At 65.1% G+C, this 23201-nt stretch carries 28 protein-coding genes and 1 tRNA gene; 20 read left to right on the top strand and 9 right to left on the bottom strand.

Annotated elements, in window-relative coordinates; genetic code table 11:
• Nucleotides 1-7: 7 nt before the first annotated feature.
• The gene (locus QQK95_RS20680; protein WP_095202875.1) at nt 8-205 is read right to left on the bottom strand and encodes a hypothetical protein; all 198 of its coding nucleotides are present in this window, start codon (nt 203-205) and stop codon (nt 8-10) included.
• 40 nt (nt 206-245) lie between these two features.
• Nucleotides 246-1328 carry a heat-inducible transcriptional repressor HrcA gene (gene hrcA, locus QQK95_RS20675; RefSeq protein ID WP_041164512.1) on the bottom strand — a complete coding sequence of 361 codons (1083 nt, stop codon included), beginning with the start codon at nt 1326-1328 and terminating at the stop codon, nt 246-248.
• Nucleotides 1329-1486: 158 nt separating this feature from the next.
• Between hrcA and rph the strand changes: the two genes are divergently transcribed.
• The 5 genes from rph to QQK95_RS20650 all read left to right on the top strand — a co-directional run bounded on the left by rph (nt 1487) and on the right by QQK95_RS20650 (nt 4869).
• Nucleotides 1487-2203 (top strand): ribonuclease PH, encoded by a 717-nt coding sequence (rph, locus tag QQK95_RS20670; protein ID WP_284276103.1) that lies wholly within the window; start codon nt 1487-1489, stop codon nt 2201-2203.
• Nucleotides 2204-2218: 15 nt separating this feature from the next.
• Nucleotides 2219-2629, top strand: coding sequence for a VOC family protein (locus QQK95_RS20665; protein WP_284276101.1), 411 nt, complete (start codon nt 2219-2221; stop codon nt 2627-2629).
• Nucleotides 2629-3291, top strand: coding sequence for an RdgB/HAM1 family non-canonical purine NTP pyrophosphatase (gene rdgB / locus QQK95_RS20660; RefSeq protein ID WP_284276099.1), 663 nt, complete (start codon nt 2629-2631; stop codon nt 3289-3291). The genes QQK95_RS20665 and rdgB overlap by 1 nt, the downstream gene beginning before the upstream one ends.
• Nucleotides 3288-4466 carry a radical SAM family heme chaperone HemW gene (gene hemW / locus QQK95_RS20655; RefSeq protein ID WP_284276097.1) on the top strand — a complete coding sequence of 393 codons (1179 nt, stop codon included), beginning with the start codon at nt 3288-3290 and terminating at the stop codon, nt 4464-4466. The genes rdgB and hemW overlap by 4 nt, the downstream gene beginning before the upstream one ends.
• Before the next feature lie 79 nt (nt 4467-4545).
• The gene (locus QQK95_RS20650; protein WP_284276095.1) at nt 4546-4869 is read left to right on the top strand and encodes a low molecular weight protein tyrosine phosphatase family protein; all 324 of its coding nucleotides are present in this window, start codon (nt 4546-4548) and stop codon (nt 4867-4869) included.
• 91 nt (nt 4870-4960) lie between these two features.
• Here the strand turns inward: QQK95_RS20650 and QQK95_RS20645 are convergent, their stop codons facing one another.
• Nucleotides 4961-5149, bottom strand: a complete 189-nt coding sequence (locus tag QQK95_RS20645; protein ID WP_284276093.1) for a hypothetical protein — start codon at nt 5147-5149, stop codon at nt 4961-4963.
• Nucleotides 5150-5156: 7 nt separating this feature from the next.
• Nucleotides 5157-5342: a hypothetical protein gene (locus QQK95_RS20640; RefSeq protein ID WP_284276091.1), complete on the bottom strand. Its 186-nt coding sequence runs from the start codon at nt 5340-5342 to the stop codon at nt 5157-5159.
• A 189-nt stretch (nt 5343-5531) separates the two neighbouring features.
• On the opposite strand from QQK95_RS20640, the gene rsmI reads away from it, so the two are divergent.
• Both rsmI and QQK95_RS20630 read left to right on the top strand, forming a co-directional pair.
• Nucleotides 5532-6434, top strand: a complete 903-nt coding sequence (rsmI, locus tag QQK95_RS20635; RefSeq protein ID WP_284276090.1) for a 16S rRNA (cytidine(1402)-2'-O)-methyltransferase — start codon at nt 5532-5534, stop codon at nt 6432-6434.
• Nucleotides 6427-6804 carry a YraN family protein gene (locus QQK95_RS20630; RefSeq protein ID WP_284276088.1) on the top strand — a complete coding sequence of 126 codons (378 nt, stop codon included), beginning with the start codon at nt 6427-6429 and terminating at the stop codon, nt 6802-6804. The genes rsmI and QQK95_RS20630 overlap by 8 nt, the downstream gene beginning before the upstream one ends.
• Nucleotides 6805-6839: 35 nt before the next feature.
• Here QQK95_RS20630 and QQK95_RS20625 read toward each other — a convergent pair whose 3' ends face one another.
• The gene (locus tag QQK95_RS20625; RefSeq protein WP_284276086.1) at nt 6840-7646 is read right to left on the bottom strand and encodes an undecaprenyl-diphosphate phosphatase; all 807 of its coding nucleotides are present in this window, start codon (nt 7644-7646) and stop codon (nt 6840-6842) included.
• A 159-nt stretch (nt 7647-7805) separates the two neighbouring features.
• Here QQK95_RS20625 and QQK95_RS20620 point away from each other — a divergent pair, with 159 nt between their 5' ends.
• The 13 genes from QQK95_RS20620 (at nt 7806) to QQK95_RS20560 (ending at nt 19887) form a co-directional block, all read left to right on the top strand.
• Nucleotides 7806-8498 carry a glutathione S-transferase family protein gene (locus QQK95_RS20620; RefSeq protein ID WP_010912586.1) on the top strand — a complete coding sequence of 231 codons (693 nt, stop codon included), beginning with the start codon at nt 7806-7808 and terminating at the stop codon, nt 8496-8498.
• The gene (gene queG / locus QQK95_RS20615; protein WP_284276084.1) at nt 8479-9633 is read left to right on the top strand and encodes a tRNA epoxyqueuosine(34) reductase QueG; all 1155 of its coding nucleotides are present in this window, start codon (nt 8479-8481) and stop codon (nt 9631-9633) included. Before QQK95_RS20620 ends, queG begins: the two co-directional genes overlap by 20 nt.
• Nucleotides 9630-10529 carry an SDR family oxidoreductase gene (locus QQK95_RS20610; protein ID WP_284276082.1) on the top strand — a complete coding sequence of 300 codons (900 nt, stop codon included), beginning with the start codon at nt 9630-9632 and terminating at the stop codon, nt 10527-10529. Before queG ends, QQK95_RS20610 begins: the two co-directional genes overlap by 4 nt.
• Before the next feature lie 64 nt (nt 10530-10593).
• Nucleotides 10594-11673, top strand: coding sequence for a penicillin-insensitive murein endopeptidase (gene mepA / locus QQK95_RS20605; protein ID WP_284276080.1), 1080 nt, complete (start codon nt 10594-10596; stop codon nt 11671-11673).
• A gap of 188 nt (nt 11674-11861) precedes the next feature.
• Nucleotides 11862-12887 carry a glucokinase gene (locus QQK95_RS20600; RefSeq protein ID WP_284276078.1) on the top strand — a complete coding sequence of 342 codons (1026 nt, stop codon included), beginning with the start codon at nt 11862-11864 and terminating at the stop codon, nt 12885-12887.
• Between the two features lie 134 nt (nt 12888-13021).
• Nucleotides 13022-14881, top strand: a complete 1860-nt coding sequence (locus QQK95_RS20595) for an ABC transporter ATP-binding protein (protein ID WP_284276076.1) — start codon at nt 13022-13024, stop codon at nt 14879-14881.
• Nucleotides 14878-15720 (top strand): 4-hydroxy-tetrahydrodipicolinate reductase, encoded by an 843-nt coding sequence (dapB, locus tag QQK95_RS20590; protein ID WP_284276074.1) that lies wholly within the window; start codon nt 14878-14880, stop codon nt 15718-15720. Before QQK95_RS20595 ends, dapB begins: the two co-directional genes overlap by 4 nt.
• Nucleotides 15721-15762: 42 nt before the next feature.
• Entirely contained in the window at nt 15763-16383 is a 621-nt protein-coding gene (locus QQK95_RS20585; RefSeq protein WP_284276072.1) for a 2,3-bisphosphoglycerate-dependent phosphoglycerate mutase, read from the top strand.
• A 139-nt stretch (nt 16384-16522) separates the two neighbouring features.
• A tRNA-Leu gene (locus QQK95_RS20580) sits at nt 16523-16607 on the top strand.
• A gap of 293 nt (nt 16608-16900) precedes the next feature.
• Entirely contained in the window at nt 16901-17443 is a 543-nt protein-coding gene (locus tag QQK95_RS20575; RefSeq protein WP_284276070.1) for a cytochrome b, read from the top strand.
• Between the two features lie 25 nt (nt 17444-17468).
• A complete protein-coding gene (locus QQK95_RS20570) occupies nt 17469-17879 on the top strand; it encodes a PepSY domain-containing protein (protein WP_284276068.1) in 411 nt (136 codons plus the stop codon).
• The gene (locus tag QQK95_RS20565; protein ID WP_284276066.1) at nt 17879-18544 is read left to right on the top strand and encodes a response regulator transcription factor; all 666 of its coding nucleotides are present in this window, start codon (nt 17879-17881) and stop codon (nt 18542-18544) included. The genes QQK95_RS20570 and QQK95_RS20565 overlap by 1 nt, the downstream gene beginning before the upstream one ends.
• A complete protein-coding gene (locus tag QQK95_RS20560) occupies nt 18544-19887 on the top strand; it encodes a sensor histidine kinase (RefSeq protein ID WP_284276064.1) in 1344 nt (447 codons plus the stop codon). The genes QQK95_RS20565 and QQK95_RS20560 overlap by 1 nt, the downstream gene beginning before the upstream one ends.
• 7 nt (nt 19888-19894) lie before the next feature.
• On the opposite strand, the gene QQK95_RS20555 is transcribed toward QQK95_RS20560, so the two are convergent.
• Genes QQK95_RS20555 through QQK95_RS20540 form a run of 4 tightly spaced genes read right to left on the bottom strand, consistent with a single transcriptional unit; the run spans nt 19895 to nt 22982 of the window.
• Nucleotides 19895-20218: a hypothetical protein gene (locus tag QQK95_RS20555; protein ID WP_284276247.1), complete on the bottom strand. Its 324-nt coding sequence runs from the start codon at nt 20216-20218 to the stop codon at nt 19895-19897.
• Entirely contained in the window at nt 20110-21405 is a 1296-nt protein-coding gene (locus tag QQK95_RS20550) for an RnfABCDGE type electron transport complex subunit D (protein ID WP_284276062.1), read from the bottom strand. The genes QQK95_RS20555 and QQK95_RS20550 overlap by 109 nt, the downstream gene beginning before the upstream one ends.
• Nucleotides 21402-22124, bottom strand: a complete 723-nt coding sequence (locus QQK95_RS20545) for an FAD:protein FMN transferase (protein WP_284276060.1) — start codon at nt 22122-22124, stop codon at nt 21402-21404. Before QQK95_RS20545 ends, QQK95_RS20550 begins: the two co-directional genes overlap by 4 nt.
• A gap of 24 nt (nt 22125-22148) precedes the next feature.
• Nucleotides 22149-22982, bottom strand: a complete 834-nt coding sequence (locus QQK95_RS20540; RefSeq protein ID WP_284276058.1) for an FMN-binding protein — start codon at nt 22980-22982, stop codon at nt 22149-22151.
• Between the last annotated feature and the right edge of the window lie 219 nt (nt 22983-23201).

The raw sequence follows: 23201 nt of genomic DNA, 5'->3' as shown, positions 1-23201 counted from the left end.
TCCCTGCCTATGTCCCGGCAGCCAGGAAATCGTCGTCGAGGCGTTTTTCCAGCGCGACGAGATCGGCCGGTAGCGGCAAGCCCATGGCGCGCATTTCCTGCAGCTTCTCGCGCAATTGTTCCTGGATTTCGTGCTGGTCTTCCGGCTGGTTGACCATCTCCTCGAGCAGCAGGCTGATCCGGGCCTTGAGTTCTTCGAGCGCCATTGTTTTTCTCCTTGCTGCCCGTCTCTTGCTGTCCGGGCCCCTACCTTAGCATGCGCGAAATCAGCTGCGCGGTATAGTCGACCATCGGCACGATGCGGGCGTAGTTCAGCCGCGTCGGCCCGATGACGCCGAGCGCGCCGACGACGCGGGCATCCTTGTCGCGATAGGGCGCGACCACCAGCGAGGAGCCAGACAGCGAGAACAGCTTGTTTTCCGAACCGATGAAGATGCGCACGCCCGATCCCTGCTCGGCGAGGTCAAGCAGCTGGATCAGCCCGTCCTGCGTCTCCATGTCCTCGAACAGGTGCCGCAGCAATTCGATGTCGGCCTGGGCGGTGACGTTTTCGAGGAGATTGGCGCGGCCGCGCACGATAAGCCGTGCCGGCAGGCCGCTTTCCGCGCCCGCCCACACCGCCAGGCCCTTCTCGACGAGGTCCTGCGACAGCGTGTCCAGTGCCGCCCTCGTCTCTTCCTTGATGCGGGCGATCTCGGTGCGCGCCTCGGCCAGCGTGCGGCCGCGAATATGCGCGTTGAGGAAATTCGAGGCCTCGTGCAGCTGCGAGACGGTGATGCCCGCCGGCAGCTCGACGACGCGGTTCTCGACATCGCCATTCTGCGACACCAGCACGGCGAGCGCCTTGGTCGGCTCCAACTGGATGAATTCGATATGCTTCAGCGCCACCTCGTTCTTGGCGGCCAGCACCAGGCCGGCGCCGCGCGACATGCCCGACAGCATCTGGCTGGCCTCGGTCAGCATGTGCTCCAGCGTCGCGCCCGAGCCGGAGGCCCGCACCTGCGCCTCGATGGTGCGGCGCTCCTCGTCGGAGAGGTCGCCAAGTTCCATGAAGGCATCGACGAAGAAGCGCAGGCCCGCCTGCGTCGGCAGCCGGCCGGCCGAGATATGCGGCGCATAGATCAGCCCGAGATGCTCGAGATCGCTCATCACATTGCGGATGGTGGCCGGCGACAGCGAGGACGGCAGGATGCGCGACAGGCTGCGTGAGCCCACGGGCTCGCCGTCCCTGAGATAGGAATCGACGATGCGCCGGAAGATGTCACGTGAGCGCATGTCGAGTGATTGAAGTGCAAGCGACTGCGAACCGGGATCGATTGCCTTGGTCATTCGGCCAAAAACCTCCTTGCTCAGGATATAGACTTCGGCACGGTGGGCGCAACCCGGTCTCTGTATCGGATCGCCCGGTCCGTTTTCCTTTGCGCGCTGCTCCCCATGCGTCTAAAAGCCGGCCAAGATTCCGAAAAATGACTGGGAAAGAAGCCTGAATGCGCCCCTCCAAACGCCAATTCGACGAAATGCGCGCCATCTCCTTCGAGCGCGGCGTCTCCAAGCACGCCGAAGGTTCGTGCCTGGTGAAGTTCGGCGATACCCATGTCCTGTGCACGGCGAGCCTCGAGGAGAAGGTGCCGGGCTGGATGCGCAATTCCGGCAAGGGCTGGGTGACGGCCGAATATGGCATGCTGCCGCGCTCGACCGGCGAGCGCATGCGCCGCGAGGCCTCGGCCGGCAAGCAGGGCGGCCGCACGCTGGAAATCCAGCGCCTGATCGGCCGCTCGCTGCGCGCCGTTGTCGATCTGCAGGCGCTCGGCGAACAGCAGATCACCGTCGATTGCGACGTCATCCAGGCCGATGGCGGAACCCGCACCGCCTCGATCACCGGCGGCTGGGTGGCGCTCCATGACTGCCTGCGCTGGATGGAAGCCCGGCAGATGGCCAGCGTTTCGAAGGTGCTGAAAGACCATGTCGCGGCGATTTCCTGCGGCATCCATGACGGCCAGCCGGTCATCGACCTCGATTATCTCGAGGATTCCGCGGCCGGCACCGACGCCAATTTCGTCATGACCGGCAAGGGCGGCATCGTCGAGATCCAGGGCACAGCCGAGGGCGAGCCTTTCTCGGAGGACCAGTTCGCCGAATTGATGGGCCTGGCCAAGAAAGGCATCCAGCGCCTGGTCAGCCTGCAGCAGATGGCGGTGGCGTAAGCCATCGATCTTCTGGTGACCCCCTCCGCCATCCTTGAATCAGCCCTCTACGTCACCGATCTGGCGGCGGCGGAAGAATTCTATGTCGGCGTGCTCGGCCTCGACCTGCTCGGCAAGGTCGACGGCAGGCATCTTTTCTTCCGCTGCGGGCCGGGCGTGCTGCTGGTCTTCAATGCCGAGGCGACCAGAATACCTCCGGCGCCCGACGCCCGGCTGCCGGTGCCGCCGCATGGCGCGGTCGGCGAAGGTCATCTCTGCTTTGCGGCCAGCGCCGATGAAATCGTCGGCTGGAAGGCGCATCTCGAGGCGAAGAAGATCGTCATCGAAAGCGAATTCGAATGGCCGCAGGGCGGCCGTTCGCTCTATATACGCGACCCCTCGGGCAATTCGATCGAGTTCGCCGAGCCGAGAATCTGGGGCCTTTGATGCATACACTTGATGGCAAGAAGATCGTCGTCGCCAGCCACAACGCCGGCAAGCTGCGCGAATTCGCCGATTTGATGGGGCCGTTCGGCTTCGAGGCGAAGTCGGCCAAGGACTATGGGCTGCCTGAGCCTGACGAGACCGGCACCACTTTCGAGGAAAACGCCTACATCAAGGCGCTCGCCGCCGCGAAGGCGACCGGCCTGCCGGCGCTGTCGGACGATTCCGGCCTCTGCGTCGACGCGCTCGACGGCGCGCCCGGCGTCTACACCGCCAACTGGGCCGAAACCCCTGACGGCAGCAGAGATTTCGCCATGGCCATGCAGCGCACCGAAGTGGCGCTGCAGGAAGTCGGCGCCGCGTCGGCCGAACAGCGCAAGGGCCGCTTCGTCGCCGTCATCTGCCTCGCCTTTCCCGACGGGGCGGCCGAATACTATCGCGGGGAGGCCGAAGGCACGCTGGTCTGGCCGCCGCGCGGGGAGCTCGGCTTCGGCTATGATCCGGTGTTCTTGCCCAATGGTTTCGACAAGACCTTTGGCGAGATGAGCGCCGAGGAAAAGCACGGCTGGAAACCCGGCCAGGCGACGGCGCTGTCGCACCGTGCCCGCGCTTTCCAGAAATTCGCCCAAGCACGGTTGGATCTGCCGAGATTGGGTTCGGCATGACTGGATCCGGCATCACCATGCCGCTGGATCGCAGCCCCGGCTTCGGCGTCTACATCCATTGGCCGTTCTGCGCGGCCAAATGCCCCTATTGCGACTTCAACAGCCATGTCCGCCACCAGCCGGTAGACCAGGAGCGCTTTGCCGCCGCCTTCGAGGCCGAACTGGCGACGATGCGCGAGCGGACCGGGCCGCGCGAGGTCACTAGCATCTTCCTCGGCGGCGGCACGCCGTCGCTGATGAAGCCGGAAACCGTGGCCAGGGTTCTGGATGCGGTGGCCAAGAACTGGACAGTGCCGGATGGCATCGAAGTGACGCTGGAGGCCAACCCGTCTTCGGTCGAGGCCGAACGCTTTCGCGGCTATCGGGCGGCGGGCGTCAACCGCGTCTCGCTCGGCGTGCAGGCGCTGAACGACAAGGATCTGCGCTTCCTCGGGCGGCTGCACAATGTCGACGAGGCGCTGCACGCCATCGGGCTCGCGCGCGAAATCTTCCCGCGCCTGTCCTTCGACCTGATCTACGCCCGCCCCGGCCAGACGCCGGAGGCGTGGGCATCCGAGCTGGAGCAGGCGATCGGCCATGCCGCCGACCATCTCTCGCTCTACCAGCTGACCATCGAGGAGGGCACGCCCTTCCACGCCCTGCATGCGGCGAAAAAGTTCGCCATTCCCGACAATGACCACGCCGCCGACCTCTATGCGTTGACGCAGGAGATCACCACGGCGCACGGCCTGCCGGCCTATGAGATCTCCAACCACGCCAGGCCCGGCGCGGAGAGCAGGCACAATCTGACCTATTGGCGCTATGGCGAGTATGTCGGCGTCGGGCCCGGCGCGCATGGCCGCTTCGTCGAGAACGGCCGCCGCACGGTGACGATCGCCGAGCGGATGCCGGAGACCTGGGCCAACCTCGTGGAGGCCAAGGGCCACGGCGTCACCGGCGGTGAGATACTGACACGCTCGGAGGAGGCCGACGAGTTCCTGCTGATGGGGCTGAGGCTTGCCGAAGGCATCGACCTCTCGCGTTACGAGGCGTTTTCCGGCCGTGGCCTGTCGAGCGCGCGGCTGTCGGTGCTGCAGGGTGAGGGGCTGGTGGCGCCGATCGGCAATGCCCGCCTGCGCGCCACGCCGGCCGGCATGATCGTGCTCGACGCCGTGGTGGCGGATCTGGCGCGCTAGGCATGGTCCCGAAAAGTGGAAGCCGGTTTTCTCGGGCAAACGATTCCGTTTGTCCAGAGATCATGCTTGAGCAAAAGTCTTGAAAAACGTCCTCTTCGTCTGCAGCCAGAACCGCTTGCGCAGCCCGACCGCCGAACAGGTGTTTTCAACGCGCCGGGATATCGAAGTTGCGTCGGCCGGCACCAATCATGACGCCGATACGCCGCTGACGCACGAGCTCGTCGCCTGGGCCGACATCATCTTCGTCATGGAAAAGGTGCACCGCACCAAGCTGCAGAAGAAATTCAAGACGAGCCTGAAGAAGGCCCGGGTCATCTGTCTCGATATACCGGATAATTATGAATTCATGGATCTCGAGCTGATTGACCTTCTGAAGGCGCGCGTTTCACGCTATCTGGTGTGAACCAGATCCCCGCTATCCTCGGGTTCACGCTGCATCTCCCCATCTCCACGCACGATGACGAGCCAAGAGCAGGTCACGGAGGTCGCGCTTGTCAGGCGTCGTGCTTGAAACGCCGCTTGCCTCGGTCCTTCTCGGCATGCGCCTCTCCGTTGCGGGCCGGTTTGGCGTCGGCCTTTTCGCGGCGAACGCTGTGCTGGTCGTTCATCGGATGTGGAGGCACGCCGTCCCTGGCGGTTTTCGTTTCAAGACGGGTGATGAAGATATCGAAGCGATTGGGCATCGTCCGGTCAGTGCTCCGTCGTGCTGTCGGGTTTGTTGTCGCAAAGCCTGACATTCGACGGCAGGGCGGTTGTTGCCCGCTCGGTCAGGCTGGTGTCGGTCTTGGCAGGCAGGCGCTTGTCCCTGGGGGCGGCAACGCGCTTGCGGCCGGCATAGTAAGGCTCGAAAGCGTCCTGTATCTTCAGGCTGTCCATCCTGTCCTCCCTTTAGGAATCAGGGGCTAAATCTGCCAATGCCGGTTTGGTTCCCTACTGTGGCGAAGGAATGGCGGTCACCTTACATCGGCGTGGGCTTTTGCAAGCCTGCGCCAGCCATGCCAAATAGGATTTGGCAGGCCAAACAAGATCTGGCAGGCCAAAAAGGGCCGAACGGAGACGGCATCAGTGACCGATGAGACGGGCAGACGCAGCTATGTGGTCGGGCAGACCGAAATCCCGGCCCGTCGGCTCGAGCCGGCGCTCTATCTGGTGGCCACCCCGATCGGCAATCTGGCCGACATCACGCTGCGCGCGCTGGAGACGCTGGCCGCCGCCGATATCGTCGCCTGCGAGGACACCAGGGTGTCGCGCGTGCTGCTCGACCGCTACGGCATCCGCCGCCGCACCACGGCCTATCACGAGCACAATGCCGGCGAGGCCGGGCCGAAGCTGATCGCGGCGCTTCAGGCCGGCCAGAGCGTGGCGCTGATTTCCGATGCCGGCACGCCGCTGGTGTCCGATCCCGGCTACCGGCTGGTCGGCGAGGCGATCGACCACGGCATTCGCGTCGTGCCGATCCCCGGTCCCTCGGCGCCGCTTGCGGCGCTCACGGCGTCAGGCCTGCCATCAGACGCCTTCCTGTTCGCAGGCTTTTTGCCGGTCAAGGTTGGCCAGCGGCTGACGCGGCTGGAGGCGCTGAAAGCGGTACCGGCGACGCTGATCTTCTTTGAATCGCCGCGCCGCCTGGCCGAGTCGCTCGGCGCCATGGTCGAGGCGCTCGGCGGCGAACGCAAATCCGCCATCGGCCGCGAATTGACCAAGACCTTCGAGGAAATGCGCACCGGCACGCTGCGGGCGCTGGCCGACCACTATGCGGCGGCCGATACGCCGAAGGGCGAGATCGTCGTCTGCGTCGGGCCGGCCGAGGCCAAGGCGGACGAGCCCGAAGACATTGACCGCCTGCTTTTGTCGCTCGCCGCCGAAATGCCGGCCTCCAAGGCGGCGGCGGAAGCCGCGAAGATGACCGGCGGCCAGAAGCAGGCGCTTTACCGGCGGCTGCTTGAGCTCAAAGAAGGCGACGGTGGCTGAGCGCCCGAGCGCCAGCCGCCAGAAAGCCTATCGGCGCGGCCATCGCGGCGAATGGCTGGCCGCAGTGGCGCTGATGCTGAAGGGCTACCGCATCCTCGCGCGCCGTCATCGCACCCGTTTCGGCGAGATCGACCTGATCGCGCGGCGTGGCGAACTCGTGCTGTTCGTCGAGGTCAAGGCGCGGCGCACGCTGATGGAAGCCATGGAAGCGATCGGCCATGAATCGGAGCGCCGCATCGAGGCTGCCGCCGACATCTGGCTGTCTCGCCAGCCCGACTATGGCAAACTGTCGATGCGTTTCGACATGGTCGCCGTGCTGCCCTGGCGCTGGCCGGTGCATGTCGAAAACGCGTTTTATGGGCGGAATTGAGCCCTTCACCCTTCCCCACAAGGGGGAGGGTAGGCTCACCCCCAGATCATCAACGCCACCAGCCCGACAATACCCACCACCAGCCGCCACCAGCCGAACAGCGAGTAGCCGTTGCGCGAGACGTAATCGAGCAGGTAGCGCACCACGAACAGCGCGGTGACGAAGGCGGCGACGAAGCCGATGGCGATGATCGGAAGGTCGGCCGAGGTCAGCACGTTGCGGTTCTTGAACAGGTCGAAGGCGAAGGCGCCGACCATGGTCGGGATGGCCAGGAAGAAGGAGAACTCCGCCGCCGCCCGCTTGTCGACGCCCAGCAGCAGCGCACCGACGATGGTCGAACCCGAGCGCGACGTGCCGGGGATCAGCGACAGGCACTGAAACAGGCCGATCTGCAGGTAAAGCCGGGTCGGGAAGCGCTCGACGTCGCGATAGACCGGCTTCAGGTTCATGCGGTCGACCGCCAGCAGCACGACGCCGCCGATGATCAGCATGATGCAGATCAGCCTTGGCGATTCGAACAGCACCGTCTTGATGAAATCATGCGCCAGCGCGCCGATGATCGCCGCCGGCAGGAAGGCGATCAGGATGCCGATGACGAAATGCCGCGTCAGCCGGTCATGCGGCAGGTCGAGCAGCATCTGCCACAGGCGGCGGAAGTAGACGCTCAGGATCGCCAGGATGGCGCCGAGCTGGATCAGGATCTCGAAGGCCTTGCCGGTCGAATTGAAGCCGAGGAAATGGCCGGCGAGCAGGATATGGCCGGTCGAGGACACCGGTATGAACTCGGTCAGGCCTTCCAGCAGGCCGAGCAGCAGGGCTTCGACGATGGTCTGGCTTTCCATGGCTACCTCGGCTTTGCGCGACGGCTAACTGAACGGCTTGCTTGTCATGGCGTTGAAGTCCCCCTATAGGTCGCAACACCCTGACGGCCCGCTAACCGGGCGGCCAAGACTTACCGGTGCGCCCGGCGATTCGCCAGTGCGCTTTATCATCGCGGAACCATGCTGACGCTTTTCCACCATCCCATGTTCGCAACCTGCCGCTTCGTCCGCCTTGCTTTCGGCGAGTATGGCGAGGAGCTGGCGCTGATCGAGGAAAAGCCGTGGACGCGGCGCAAGGAGTTTTTGGCGCTGAACCCGGCCGGCACGCTGCCGATCCTGCTCGCCGAAGGCGATGTGCCGATCGTCGGCGCGACGGTGATCTCGGAATATCTCGACGAGACGCGCGGCGTGCTCAAGCGCGACAAGCGGCTGTTCGCCGAGGACCCGATGCAGCGCGCCGAAATCCGCCGGCTGATCGACTGGTACTTGAACAAGGCCGAAAGCGAAGTCACCCGCCATCTGGTGCGCGAACGCGTGCTGAAGCCGATCATGCCGGAAACGGCGGGCGGCGGTTCGCCTGATTCGGGCGCGATCCGCGCCGCGCGCGCCAACATCCGCCAGCACATGAAATACACCAACTGGCTGGCCGGCACCCGCCATTGGCTGGCCGGCGGCAGGGTCACCTATGCCGATCTCGCCGCCGCCGCGACGTTGTCGGTGCTCGACTATCTCGGTGAGATCGACTGGCGCGAACATGCCGCGGCGCGCGAATGGTACACGCGGGTGAAGTCGCGGCCCTCCTTCCGGCCGCTCTTGACCGACCGCGTGCGCGGCCTGTCGCCGGTGTCGCATTATGCGGACCTCGACTTCTGACGCCGCAAAACTGCGCGCGCTGATCGACGCGGAGGCGCAGCGCGCCGGCTTCGACGCCATTGCCGTCACCACTCCCGATGCGATCCCGCTGGCGCCGGCCCGCCTGGCCGAATTCGTTGCCGACGGCTTTCACGGCTCGATGGATTGGATCGCCGAGACGCTTGAACGGCGCGGCGAACCTTCCACGCTGTGGCCAGAAGTACGCTCGATCATCGTGCTGGCGATGAATTACGGCCCCGACCATGATCCGCGCGACCTGCAGGCCAGGCAGGACCGGGGCGCCATCTCCGTCTATGCGCAAAACCGCGATTATCACGATGTGATAAAAGGCCGGCTGAAGGAAATCGCCGGCAAGATCGTCGCGCGCGCCGGCGGCGACGTGAAGGTGTTCGTCGACACGGCGCCGGTGATGGAAAAGCCGCTGGCGCAAGCCGCGGGCCTCGGCTGGCAGGGAAAACACACCAATCTGGTCAGCCGCGAGCACGGCTCCTGGCTGTTCCTCGGCACCATCTTCACCACGGCCGAGCTCGCGCCCGACCGGGCCGAGATCGACCATTGCGGCTCCTGCCGCGCCTGCCTCGACGCCTGCCCGACCGATGCCTTCCCCGCGCCCTACCGGCTCGATGCGCGGCGCTGCATTTCCTACCTCACCATCGAGAACAAGGGGCCGATCCCACACGAATTCCGCGAGAAGATCGGCAACCGCATCTATGGCTGTGACGATTGCCTGGCCGCGTGTCCCTGGAACAAGTTCGCCCGGGCGGCATCGGAAGCAAAGCTCGCCGCGCGTGACGATTTGCGTGAGCCGCCGCTCGCCGACCTGCTCGAACTGGACGACGCGGCCTTCCGCGCCTTCTTCTCCGGCTCGCCGATCAAGCGCATCGGCCGCGACCGCTTCATCCGCAACGTGCTGATCGCCACCGGCAATTCCGGCGATGCCGCCCTGGCCATCCCTGTGCGTGGCTTGCTGGATGACGCCTCGCCGCTGGTGCGTGGCGCGGCAATATGGGCGCTGGCGCGGCTGGTGCCCGATGCCGAATATGCCGAGCGGGCCGCGACCGGCCTGAAGACCGAGAACGATGCGGCGGTGCGCGAGGAATGGCGCCTGGCGCGGCCAGACAGGGCGCATGCATGAGCGAAAAGCAGATATTCATCTTCGGCGCCGGCTATTCCGGCAAGGCCTTTGCCCGCGCCAACAGGGATGCCGCCGCGATCCTCGGGACAACGCGGTCCGAGGAGAAATTCGCGGCGTTGCGCCAGGCCGGCATCGCCCCGCTGCTGTTCGATGGCGCATTGACCGGCGAAATCGGCGAGGCGCTGAAAAAAACAACCCATCTGGTGATTTCGGTCGCCCCGGAAGAAGCCGGCGACCCCGTCCTGAATGCCGCCCGGGAAGCGATCGCAGGAATGCCGGCACTGCAATGGATCGGCTATCTCTCCACCGTCGGCGTCTATGGCGATTATGGCGGCGCCTGGGTCGATGAAACGGCTGCGTGCCGGCCGGTATCCAAACGCTCCGTCATGCGGGTCGAAGCCGAGCAGGCGTGGCTGAAACTCGGCGAGGAGATCGGCAAGCCGGTGGCGATCCTGCGTCTGTCTGGCATTTATGGTCCCGGCCGCAATGCGCTGGTCAATCTGGAAAACGGCACCGCGCGGCGGCTGGTCAAGCCGGACCAGGTGTTCAACCGCATCCATTGCGACGATATCGCCGGGGCGCTGTGGCGGCTTGTCGAAGGCAATACAGGCGGCATCTTCAACGTCACCGATGATGAGCCGGCGCCGCCGCAGGATGTCGTCGCCTATGCCGCGTCGCTGATGGGCGTCGAGCCGCCGCCGGAGATTCCTTTCGACACCGCCCAACTTTCGCCCATGGCGCGGTCCTTCTATGGCGAGAACAAGCGTGTCGCCAATGCGGCGATCAAGGCGGCGGGCTATTGCCTGCGTTTCCCGGACTACCGCGCCGCCTTCGACCATATGTGGGCAAGCGGCGACTGGCGCGACGGCGAGGCGCGCAGCCCGATGAAACGCTGACGATCGAAGCGTTCTGCGCGGCGTGCTATGATTCGGCCTGGGATTGCGGTGGGGATCCGGTTTCATGAAGACAGCGATGCGGCTTGGCAAGAAATCACTGCTGGCAGCGGTGCTCGGTTTGCTTGGCCTCGCCGTGCAGCCTGTAAGCGCCGAGGAACGGGCAAAGGACCTGTTCGGCGCGGAAAAACTGCCGACCGCTACCGCGGCGCAGTCGATCGGCTTCTATTCCAAGGGCTGTTTTGCCGGCGGCGTCGCCATCCCCATGGACGGCCCGACCTGGCAGGTGATGCGCCCGTCGCGCAACCGCCGCTGGGGCCATCCGGCGATGATCGCTCTGATCGAGAAACTGTCGCGCGACGCCGCCGCCGACGGCTGGCCGGGCCTTCTGATCGGCGACATTTCGCAGCCGCGTGGCGGCCCGATGATGACAGGCCATGCCTCGCACCAGATCGGGCTCGATGCCGACATCTGGCTGACGCCGATGCCTGGCCGCACCATGACCAGGGCGCAGCGCGAATCGATGAGCGCCACCCTGATGGTCGACGAGAAGACACATCTGGTGAAGGACGCGCTGTGGACGCCACAGCACACCGCACTTCTGAAACGGGCGGCGAGCTATCCCGAGGTGGAACGCATCCTGGTCAATCCCGGCATCAAGAAAAAGCTCTGCGACACCGTCAGGGGCGACCGTAGCTGGCTGCGCAAGATCCGGCCGTTCTGGGGCCACGACTATCATTTCCACATGCGCATCGGCTGCCAGCCGGGCTCGCCCAACTGCAAGGCGCAGGAGGCGACGCCGGATGATGACGGCTGTGGCAAGCCGCTGGCCTGGTGGTTCACCGAGGAGCCGTGGCGGCCCAACAAGAACCCCGACGCGCCGAAGGCCCGAGACGTGATGACGATGGCCAACCTGCCCAAGGAATGCCGCGCCGTGCTCGACGCGCCAGGCCCGGACTCGGCCGAGGCGGCAACCTATCATGGCGGCGCCGTGCCGATCGCGGTCGCCGCGCCCGAGCCGGAAGCGCCGCCGCAGCCTGCCGCCACGGCCAGTGGTGGTGACGATTTGCCAGGCGCGGCAAATGCTTTCGCCGCGACGCCCAGAATGGGCGCGCCGGTGCCGCGGCCACGGCCGCCGGCGAACTGATTGCCTCTGCGCCACCGGTCGGCTCAATCGGTTTAGCGAGCTGTTTTCGGGAAATAGTGGCCGTTTGGCCGCAGAACCCCTCTCCGGGCGCGGAGGGCTTCGAAAACCGTTTCCCTTTTCAAACTCATGCGCTAGTCAACGGAGGAACGGCGAGACGCCGTCAGGGGGCGCCGGGGACGGACGAGAGCATGCCAAGCGTAAGCGATACCGACACGTCGTTGCGGTTTCCGATCCTGATCGGCGACATTGGCGGCACCAATGCGCGCTTTTCGATCGTGCTCGACGCCAATTCCGAGCCGACCGAGCCGCAGATCGTCCAGACCGCCAATTTCAACACGATCGACGAGGCGATCCAGGCGGCGGTGCTCGACCGCTCGTCGGTCCGCCCCAATTCGGCGGTACTGGCGGTGGCCGGCCCGGTCGACGGCGACGAGATCGAGCTCACCAATTGCCCGTGGGTCGTCAAGCCGAAGCAGATGTTCGCCAATCTCGGCTTGAGCGACATCGTCGTGCTCAACGATTTCGAGGCGCAGGCGCTGGCCGTCGTGGCGCTTGGCGAAGAGCATATGGAAAAGATCGGCGGCGGCACGCCTGAGCCCAATGCCGGCCGCGTCGTGCTCGGCCCCGGAACCGGGCTCGGCGTGGCAGGGCTGGTCCATGCCTTGCACCACTGGATTCCTGTGCCCGGCGAGGGCGGCCACATGGACATCGGTCCGCGCACGCCGCGCGATTTCGAGGTTTTCCCGCATATCGAGAAGCTCGAGGGCCGCATTTCCGGCGAGCAGATCCTGTGCGGGCGCGGCCTCGTCAATGTCTACCGGGCTGTCGCCAAGGCGGACGGCAAGCCGTCGCCCTTCACCACGCCGGCCGAGATCACCGGCGCCGCCTTGGCCAAGACCGATCCGGTGGCGCAGGAAGCGCTGGAAACCTTCGTCACTTGCCTCGGGCGCACCGCCGGCGACCTTGCCCTGGTGTTCATGAGCCGTGGCGGCGTGTTCTTGACCGGCGGCATCGCGCAGAAGATCGTGCCGGCGCTGAAGGAGGGCAATTTCCGCGCCGCCTTCGAGGACAAGGCGCCGCACAGCGCGCTGATGCGCACCATGCCCGTCTATGTCATCACCCATCCGCTGGCGGCCCTTCTCGGCCTCGCCGCCTATGCCAGGAACCCGTCGCTGTTCGGCGTCCAGACGGCGGGCCGGCGCTGGCAGGCCTGAAGCCCCGGCGCGAAGCGTCGGGGACCCGCGACGAAGTTAATCAGCCGCGGGCATAGGCAAGCCGGCCGCATGGCGCTAAGAGGAGTGCCGAATTGCAGCCCGGTCCCAGGCGGAAAACCCACGAAGCTCCCGATTTGACACTTCAAGCTCCAAACAAGCAGAAAGCCAGCGTTGGCGAGGTCAACGCGGTGCTGCGCCGCATCCTCTCCGAAAACGGCCGCGATCATCGCTGGTCCTATGTCGTCGCCGTCACCTGCTTGCTGATTGTTTCCGGCACCACGGCCTTCACGGCGTGGATCATGGCCCCGATGATCAACCAGATCTTCTACGAACGGCGCGGCGACATGATCGTCTGGATCTGCGCCGGTTTCATGGGAGCCTCCCTGCTGCGCGGCTTCGCCGGTTACGGTCAGGCCGTGGCGCTGGCCAAGATCGGCAACAACCTGGTCGCGCGCTACCAGAAGCGCAGCTTCGACCATCTGATGAAGCTCGGCGTCGACTTCTTCAACGATACGCGTTCCGGCCGGCTGGCGGCACAGGTCAACGAGAATGTCGGCGGCGTTCGCGATCTGCTGTCGCTGACGCTGACCTCCATCAGCCGCGACGCGGTCACGCTGGTCGCCCTCGTCGGCGTGATGATCTACCAGGACCCGGTGTTGTCGCTCAGCTCGCTGCTGATCGGGCCGCCGCTGATCTGGGCCGTTGTCTACATCACCCGCCGGCTGCGGCGTATCAACCGGGAATCCGTGCTGATCAATTCGCGGTTGAACGGGTCCGTGCAGGAGGCGACGCAAGGCATCGCCATCGTCAAGGCCTTCACCCTGGAGGAGGAGCTGGCGCGCCGCATCGGCATCATGGCCGATACCGCCGAGCAGCGTAACAACAAGATCGCCCGCGTCTCGGAGCGGTTGTCGCCGATTTCCGAGATTCTGGGCGGTCTCGCCATTACCGCCGTGCTGGCCTATTCCGGCTACCGGGCGCTGGTGCTTGGGCAACCGCCGGGCGCGGTCTTCTCCTTCATCACCGCGCTGATCATGGCCTACGACCCGGCAAGACGCCTGGCGCGCACGCAGGTGGGCATGGAACGCGCGCTGGTCAACGCGCGCATGATCTACGAGTTGCTCGACCTCGAGCCGAAGCAAGGTGACGCGCCCGATGCCGTCGAGGCCAGGATCACCACCGGCGAGGTGCGTTTCGACAATGTGACGTTCGGCTACGGCGCCGACATGCCGGTGCTGAGGGATCTGAGCTTTACCGCCGCCGCCGGCAAGGTGACGGCGGTCGTCGGTGCGTCGGGCGCCGGCAAATCGACGCTGGTGGCGCTCCTGCAGCGCTTCTACGACGTCGATCAGGGCCGCATCGAGGTCGATGGCCAGGACATCTCGAAGGTGACCAAGCATTCGCTGCGGCAGTCGATCGCCTATGTGGCGCAGGCGCCGTATCTGTTCGAGGGCACGATCCGCGACAACATCCGCTACGGCCGGCTGTCGGCCACGGACGCCGAGATCGAGCAGGCGGCGAAACAGGCGGCAGCCGATGAATTCATCCGCCAGCAGCCGCAAGGCTACGACACGCCGGTCGGCGAAGGCGGCTCGACGCTTTCCGGCGGCCAGCGCCAGCGCGTCTCGATCGCCCGCGCCATCGTGCGGCAGGCACCGATCCTGCTGCTCGACGAGGCGACCTCGGCGCTCGACAACGAGGCGGAGGCGCGCGTCCAGGAGGCCCTGACCCATGTCATGCAAGGCCGCACGACGATCGTCATCGCGCATCGGCTGTCGACGGTGGTCAACGCCGACCACATCATCGTGCTGGAAGAGGGACGGCTGGTCGAGGAAGGCACCCATGCGACGCTGATGGCGGACCCGGACAGCGTCTATGCCCGCTTCCACCGCATCCAGGGCAAGAAGGGGTTGGGGCTTGTCGACGACAGCGTATCGATCCAGACTTCGGTTGAGGACATCGAAACCCGGAACATCGCCCGGAGCACGGCATGAGCGAGACATCGGCAACCGGCAAGCCGGCAAGCGATATGGGCCTTGTGGTGGTGGGGGCCGCTGGCCGCATGGGCCAGACACTGATCCGCGCCATCCACACCATTCCGGGCGCCCGCGTCATCGGCGCCGTCGAGCGCGCGGATTCGCCTCATCTGGGCAAGGATGCCGGTGAGCTCGCAGGCATCGGCATCATCAACGTGCCGATATCAGACGATCCGCTGCCGGTTTTCGCCAAGGCCGACGGCGTGCTCGACTTCACCACGCCGGGCTCGACGGTCGAATTCGCCGGCTACGCGGCACAGGCGCGCATCGTCCATGTCATCGGCACGACCGGCTGTTCGGCCGACGACAATGCCAGGATCGCTGCCGCGGCGCGCCACGCGACGATCGTCAAGTCGGGCAATATGAGCCTCGGCGTCAATCTCCTGGCGGTGCTGGTCGAGCAGGCGGCGCGCGCGCTTGAGGCCGACGATTTCGACATCGAGATTTTGGAAATGCACCACAAGCACAAGGTCGACGCGCCCTCGGGCACGGCATTGCTGCTGGGTGAAGCCGCCGCTGCCGGGCGCGGTATCGCGCTTGCGGGCAATGACGTGCGTTCACGCGACGGCCATACGGGCGTGCGAAAGCAAGGCACGATCGGCTTTGCCACGCTGCGCGGCGGCTCGGTGGTCGGCGACCACAGCGTGATCCTCGCCGGCACCGGCGAGCGCATCACGCTGTCCCACCATGCCGAGGACCGCGCCATCTTCGCGCGCGGCGCCGTCAAGGCGGCGCTGTGGGCCCGTGGCAAGAAGCCAGGACTCTATTCGATGCGGGACGTGCTCGGCCTGAGCTGAAGCGGCCAATCTGCCAAATTTGCCAATCTGAAGGGAGCAAACATGTCGAGAACCCTCGTGCTCGTGCGCCATGGCCAGAGCGAATGGAATTTGAAAAACCTGTTCACCGGCTGGCGTGACGTTGACCTGACCGAGCAGGGCCACGCCGAGGCCAAGGCCGCCGGTCAGAAACTCAAGGCGCGCGGCCTGAAGTTCGACATCGCCTTCACCTCGGCGCTGAGCCGGGCGCAAAAGACCTGCCAGCACATTCTCGACGCCGTCGGTCAGAGCGATCTCAAGACGATCCGCGACCAGGCGCTCAACGAGCGCGACTATGGCGACCTTTCCGGCCTCAACAAGGACGATGCCCGCAAGAAATGGGGCGAGGAGCAGGTGCATGTCTGGCGCCGCTCCTATGACGTGCCGCCGCCCGGCGGCGAAAGCCTTAAGGACACCGGCGCCCGCGTCTGGCCCTACTACCTGCACGATCTGCAGCCGCACGTGCTGCGCGGCGGCACCGTGCTGGTCGCCGCGCACGGCAATTCGCTGCGCGCGCTGATCATGGCGCTGGACGGCAAGTCGGGCGAGGAGATCGTCAAGCTGGAACTCGGTACCGGCGTGCCTGTCATCTATCAGCTCAACGCCGACTCGACCGTGGCGTCGAAGGAAGTGTTGGAGGGCTGAGGGTCCTGAGCCGGCAAGCGGAGACTGCCGCCCCGGCTGGACAAGCGCTTTTGCCGAAGCCGTGTTTCCAGCTTTCGGCGGCATGGTCCAAAAAGCGCGTTGACAGCCATCGCTTGCCCGCTTACATGAGCCCGCACCAGCCCAGATGGCGGAATTGGTAGACGCGCACGGTTCAGGTCCGTGTTCCGCAAGGAGTGGAGGTTCGAGTCCTCTTCTGGGCACCAAATTCCCGTTTCGAACCGTTCGATGGTTCAGAAACCCAAAAGAAAAAGCCCGGTTCGTCCGGGCTTTTTCTTTGTCCGTCATCTCGACGTTGTCCGATGTTCGACTGTCAGCGAATTGACAGGTTCCTCCAGCCAATGTCCCACTGCATCACGATCGCCAAAGTCCGGTTCCAGAACCGCTCTCGTCGGGGGAACCGTCACGGCCTCCTCGATTGCCATCGAAGGGACCGCCCCGACAAAGCTTTGACATGATCGCGGCTAGTTTGGAAACATTCGAAATTGGACAGTCCTGCATGAATCCCACCTATACAAGCGCACAGAAGGCCATTCATTGGGCCGTGTTTCTGCTGGTTATCGGCCTTTACGGCCTGACTTACGTCGCGGATATCTTTCCACGCAACGACCCCGGCCGGGCACTCGTCTGGTGGTTCCATATCTCGTTCGGGATGCTGCTGTTCGCGCTGGTCGTCATCCGCATCGGCCTGCGCCTGTTCTTGGGAACCCCGGGGCTGCCGCGGGAAATGTCGGAGCTGGAACGATGGGTGGCCAAGGTCGCGCATCTCGTGCTCTACGCGCTGCTTGTCGCCATTCCGGTCCTTGGCATCCTGGTGACCTGGTACAGGGGCGACGCCTTGAGCTTCTTCGGCCTCTTCACCATCCCGGCTCCGGTCTCCGCGGACAGCGGCACGGCCCGAACCATAAGGGAACTGCACAGCCTCTGCGCCAATCTGATCCTTATCCTTGCCGGTCTGCATGCGGCGGCTGCGCTCTGGCATCACTATGTCCGCAGGGACGACGTACTCAAGCGTATGCTGCCGGGGACAAGCGGCCCCTGATCGCGGGGCAAACGTCGGCAGGCCGATGCCCTTTGTCGTGCTTGCGGACCAGGAGACTGGCCGGATGACGAGCCGGATTGAAACACAAGGTCTGCTGCATGGCCCTTGGATGAAACCGATACTGAAACACTTGGCGACGGCGAGCCTGGTCGGGCTTGTCCTGCTTCGACCGTTCCACGCCCGCGCGGACGAGGATGACGACGGTGATCACGACCGGGCGCGGGACCTTTACGAGCGTGGCGAAATAAAGGGCTTGGCCAATATCCTGGGCGTGGTTCACGCCGATGCTCCCGGCGACATCGTGGCTGTCGATTTCATCCGGATGGGCGACCGCTGGGTCTATCGCTTCCAGGTCGTCGCCCCCGACGGTCGCCGCCGGATCGTCGACGTCGACGCCGGCGCCGGTGTGCTGATGCGCGACAGGGGCGGTGATTGATGAAGATACTCCTTGCCGAAGACGAGCCGCGCATCGCGAGCGACATCGCGGCGGTGCTCAAGGCCGCGGGGATGGCCGTCGATACCGTGCGCGACGGAGAGGCCGCGTGGTTCGCGGGCGACGTCGAGAATTACGACGCGGCGATCCTGGATCTCGGATTGCCGAAACTCGATGGCCTGACCGTGCTGAAGCGCTGGCGGGCCAACATGCGCCGCTTTCCCGTCCTGATCCTGACGGCACGGGGCCTTTGGACCGAGCGCGTCGAAGGCATCAACGCGGGCGCCGACGATTACCTGCCCAAGCCGTTCGAAATGGACGAGCTGCTGGCGCGGCTGCGCGCGATCCTTCGCCGTTCGACAGGCCAGGCGGCACCGGTGCTGAAATCCGGACCGCTGGTCCTCGACACGCGCCAGATGCGCCTTTCGCTGCGCGGCGTTCCCGTCGCACTGTCACCGCTGGAATATCGGCTGATGGCGTTCCTGATGCATCATGCCGGGCGCGTGGTCGCGCCGACAGAACTCGCCGAGCATCTCTACGATTCCGGCAATGATCGCGATCCGAACACAATCGAGGTCATCGTCGCGCGTCTGCGGCGCAAGCTCGGCAACGACGTCATCGAGACTCGGCGCGGGTTCGGATATTTCGTACCCGACGAGCCGTCCTGATGGGCAATTCGATCCGCTTCAGGCTCTGGTCGGCGGCCACCATTTCGATTCTCGTCGCCCTTGCCATCGCCGGGGTCGGACTGCGCTATCTGTTCGAGCTGAATGTCGAGAGGCGTATCGTCGGCGAACTGACCGCCGATCTCAATGAGCTGATCGGCGCGACCAGCTTCGCGGCCAACGGCCAGCTTTCGGTCGCCCCGGGCCTGACGGACCCGCGCTTCACCAATCCGCTGTCGGGTCATTACTGGCAGGTGGAAGACCTGGCCAGCCATAGCCTGGTGCGCTCGCGTTCGTTGTGGGACGCAACGCTTGCGTTGCCCGGCCAAGGCGCGAGCGGCGAACTGAAAACGATCGAGGAGCTCAAGGGGCCTGGCGGCGAACTCACCGTAGCCGTCGTGCGCACCATAACCGATGCCGACGGCCGGTCGTTTCGCGCCATCGTGGCGGAAGATCATAGCAGCGTCACGGTGTCGGTGCGCGAATATGTACGCGATCTCGTCCCGGCGCTCATCCTGCTCGCCGCCGCCCTCATGGTGGCCTTCTTCGTCCAGATCACCGTCGGCCTCGCGCCGCTGGAAAGCCTGCGGGTCGCCGTCCGAAACGTGATCGCGCAGCGGACGGCACGACTGGACGTGGCGGCGCCGAGCGAGGTGCAGCCGCTCGCCGACGAAATCAACCGCCTCCTCGATGCGCAGGAGAAGGCCCTTGCGCGCGCCCGGTCGCGCGCCACCGACCTGGCGCATGGCCTCAAGACGCCGCTGCAGGTGCTGTCGGCCGACATCCGCGCGCTGCGCGGGAAGGGCGAAACCGAGCTGGCCGACGAGATCGAGAAGAGCGCCGGAGCGATCCGGCGTCATGTCGAGCGCGAACTCGCGCGCGCCCGTCTGGCGCCCGGCGTTTCCGGCAAGGCATCGTGCCGTGTCAGGGAAGCCGCGGCCGGCGTCATAGCCGTCATCAAGCGCACGCCGGGCGGCAAGCAGCTCTCGTTCCTGATCGACGTCGCGGAGGATTTCATGGCGCCGGTCGACGAGGGCGACCTTTCGGAAATCCTCGGCAATCTGGTGGAGAACGCGGCGCGCTTCGCAAGATCCTCGGTCAAGGTCAATGCGTGGGCAACCGGCGGCGAGGTGTCCATCGCGGTCGCCGACGACGGCCCTGGCATCCCCGATGCGGACCGGGAATCCGCCCTGTCACGCGGGGTGCAGTTGGACAGCAAGGGCGGCAGCAGCGGGCTGGGCCTGGCCATCGTCTCGGACATTGTCGAAGCCTATGGCGGACGGCTGACGATGACCAACGCCGATCCCGGCCTGGTCGTGACCATCACCCTGCCCCGGCACGGTTGATCGACGCTCAGGCAAAGCCTGGGAAATAGTCGACCTTTATCTTCGAGCGCCGAACACCCATGCCCAGCAGCATGTGGCGCAGCGCCTTGACCATGGCCTGGGGGCCGGAAATGTAGAAGGTCCGCTCCAGATAGTCGGGGATGGCCAGGCGCACCAGGCGCGCGTCGATATAGCCGGGATACTGGCCCCGCTCGGCCCCCCGGGCTACGGCAAGCACCGTCCTTATGCCCAGTTCCCGTTTCGCCGCGCCGAGCACATCGCGATAGGCGATGTCCTGCTGGGTCTCGGCTCCATAGAGGACGACGATCGGCCGCCTTTCATGGCTGTCGATAAGATATTGCAGCATCGAGCGGAATGGCGTGATGCCGATGCCGCCGGCCAGGAAGGCAATCTTGGTTGGGGATTGGCCGGCAAGGTGAAGTCGCCGGCCAGCTGGGAGGCGTGGATCGTGCTGCCCGGCTTCATTGTGCCCAGCATTCGCTTGAAGGCGCTCGATTGCGGGTAGAACTTGACGCCAAGCCGTATGGACTGCTCCGTGGGCGCCGAGGCCACCGTGAAATAGCGGCGGTTGCCGCGATTGTCCGATCGGTCGAGCCCAAGTGTCCATTCCAGATACTGTCCAGCCTCGAAGGCAAGCTTTCGTGGTGACCTGAAGATGAAATCATAGCTGTCGACGGCCGATTGCTCGATGCGCTCGAGCGTCAGCACGAAGCGTCCTCTCGGGCTCACGGCGTAGGCAAACAGATTGCCGGTCAGAAGCGCCAGTTCCGGCGTGAAATAGAACGAGCCGACATGGATGTTGGGCGCGAACAGGAAGCCGACGATGGCGGCGAAGGCGATGCGCGGCCACCGTGTCGTCGGCGCGGTCAGCGGCTCGGTCAGCATCACGAAGGCGAAGAACAGCAGCGGCGACGAGCCCAGCGTCTCCGTCAGCGCGGCGGCGTATCGCGACGGCTCGGTGGTTGCCAGGATCGTCGCCAGCGCGACGACACCGAAGGTGGCGACCAGATCGAGCCGGCGCAGCTTGCGCACCATCAGGAAGCCGCCGAAGAGCACGACGGGAAGCAATGGCAAATTGCCGCCGACCCACCAGGTGGCCGGCTGGTCGAGCAGCAGCGCGGTCAGCGCCACGCCCAGCGCCGCGGGATTGAAGACGTGTTTCCCGCCGATGGCGAGGATGAACTTGGATGAAATCGCCCAGACGCAGGCGAACGCCACCGCGCATATCCCCTTGAGGTCCGTGGCGGCCACCGGATCGAGGATGAGCGCCAGGATGAGGGCGGTGATGTAGACCGACTCGTTGTTGGCCGGAACCTTGAAGACGGCGGCAAAAACCCTGTTGGTGATCCAGCAGGCGGCCAGCATCAGCCCCGTGGTGAAGGCGAGCATGACTGGATCATGCGGCACCAGTTTGAGGAAGCCGAGCACGAAGGCCGTGCCCAGCAGGGCGATCAGGTAATAGAGGACCAGCCGGTACATGGTCTGATGGTCGAGAAGCCGGTCGATGGTCTTGATCATGGCTGGCAAAAAGCTCCGAAGCCGCTTGTCGGCGTGGCTCGACTGTTGCTGTCGACGACGTAACCTTCGAGGCCGGGCGCCTGTTCGAGAAAGAAAATGCCCTCCCGGCCCATGGCGAAGGCGGCGGTGGCGAAACGGTCGGCCTCGAACACATCCGAGCCGATGACGGTCAGGCTGACGATTTCGGTGATCGAATCGGCGGCCCCGAGCGGATTGTAGATGTGCTGCCCGCGCACATAGGTGCCGGAGGTGGCGACGCCGTGTCCTCGCGGATAGACGATCTTGATGATCTCTTCGGCATTGAAGGGATTGCGGATGCCGACGCTCCAGTCGAGACCCGAAGCATTTCGACCGCAGGACTGGATGTCGCCGCCCGCCTCGATGAAGAAATCTCCGACGCCGGCCCGGCGAACGATCCCGGCGGCATTGCGGATGGCCCAGCCCTTGACGATGCCGGAGGGGTCCAGCGATCCGTCGGGCCTGCGGATGTCGAAATAACCGTCCGTCTGGTTTTTCGTCTGTGCGGCAAGCGCCATCACTTCCATCATTTCGGCGCTCCAGTCGCGGACCGGAAGATCACCCCGGTTGATGGCCGAAATCTCGCTGTCGGTCCTGTAGGTGCTGAAGCGGCGGTCGATATGCTCGAAATAATCGAAGACTGTGTCAACAAGCGTCGCGCCCGAGGCACCGGCGATGTCGACGGTGATGGGCATGCCCATCAAGATCCTCGTGTCGCGCATGGATCAGGACGCTGCTTTTTTCAATGCGCCGCCAAGCGACTGGATGAAGGCCCTGCTGGTCAGCGTGGCGCCCGAAATGATGTCGACATTGGCGCTCTGCGCGCTGATCGCCTCGTCACGCAGCATCGGCAGCGCCTGCCTGTTGATGCTGATCGAGGTGCGGCGGTCATTGGGGTATCTCAGCACCTTGAGCGCCGTGAGACGGCCACCTTGGATGGAAGCCTGAATCTGGATGAGGCCGTAATAGGCATCGGCGGCAGGACCGGTGTAGGTGCCGTCGGCAAAGCCGTGCCCCGCTGGCTTGGCGCCGGGGTTCACAGCCAGCTTCATGGCGGTCTTGAAGACGCGGGCGGGTGCTTGCGGATAGTCCGGCCTCGGCTGGGGAATGGGGATATAGACGGCCGGGGTTACGGTGAAGGATGCTGTCCGCGGCGCGGCATCGGCGACACGTTGAACTGGCGCCTGTTCCGGCCGTTGTGCCGGCGCTTGGGAAAGCTGCGGAGGGCTGGCCGAGAGCGGCGGCTTTGTCGCCTGCTGCTTCGGGGCGGGCGTGGAGATCGCGGCGGTGGTTTCGTCACCGACCGGTGTCGGCGTGGTCGCGGGAGGATCGAGCCGCACACTCTGCTGGCGGATCCCAGGCGAAGGGGGGGCAGGCGCTGGAATGGGATCAGTTTGAGCGGGGCTGGCCGGAGCAGGGGGCTGCGCCACACTGTCCTCGGCGGCATTGGCGGAACCCGCCGTGTCGATCATGTCGCCGGCAGGACCCTTGCCTGCCTGGTCCCATACATAGGCGCCCGAAGACGCGATCACGAAAAGTGACAGGGCAATCTGTTTCATCGGCTCGTTTCACCTTGAATTCCATGCCGGCGAATCGGCTTCGCGGCAATTCGGAAGCAATGTCTCACGATCCACCTGACAATTGGCTGTCAGGCGCGGACACCGTCGACAGCACCGATCCTTGAACGCCCAGTGATCATCCCGGAACGAACGGGACGGCGGAGGCCGTCAACCAAAACCTGCCCTCGCGGCTAGGCGCTGAACAAACCACTTCAAACC

The organism is Mesorhizobium huakuii (assembly GCF_030160235.1).
GTDB lineage: Bacteria > Pseudomonadota > Alphaproteobacteria > Rhizobiales > Rhizobiaceae > Mesorhizobium > Mesorhizobium huakuii.
The sequence above is the reverse complement of the archived record's forward strand: the minus strand, read 5'-3'. Positions and strand labels throughout refer to the sequence as shown.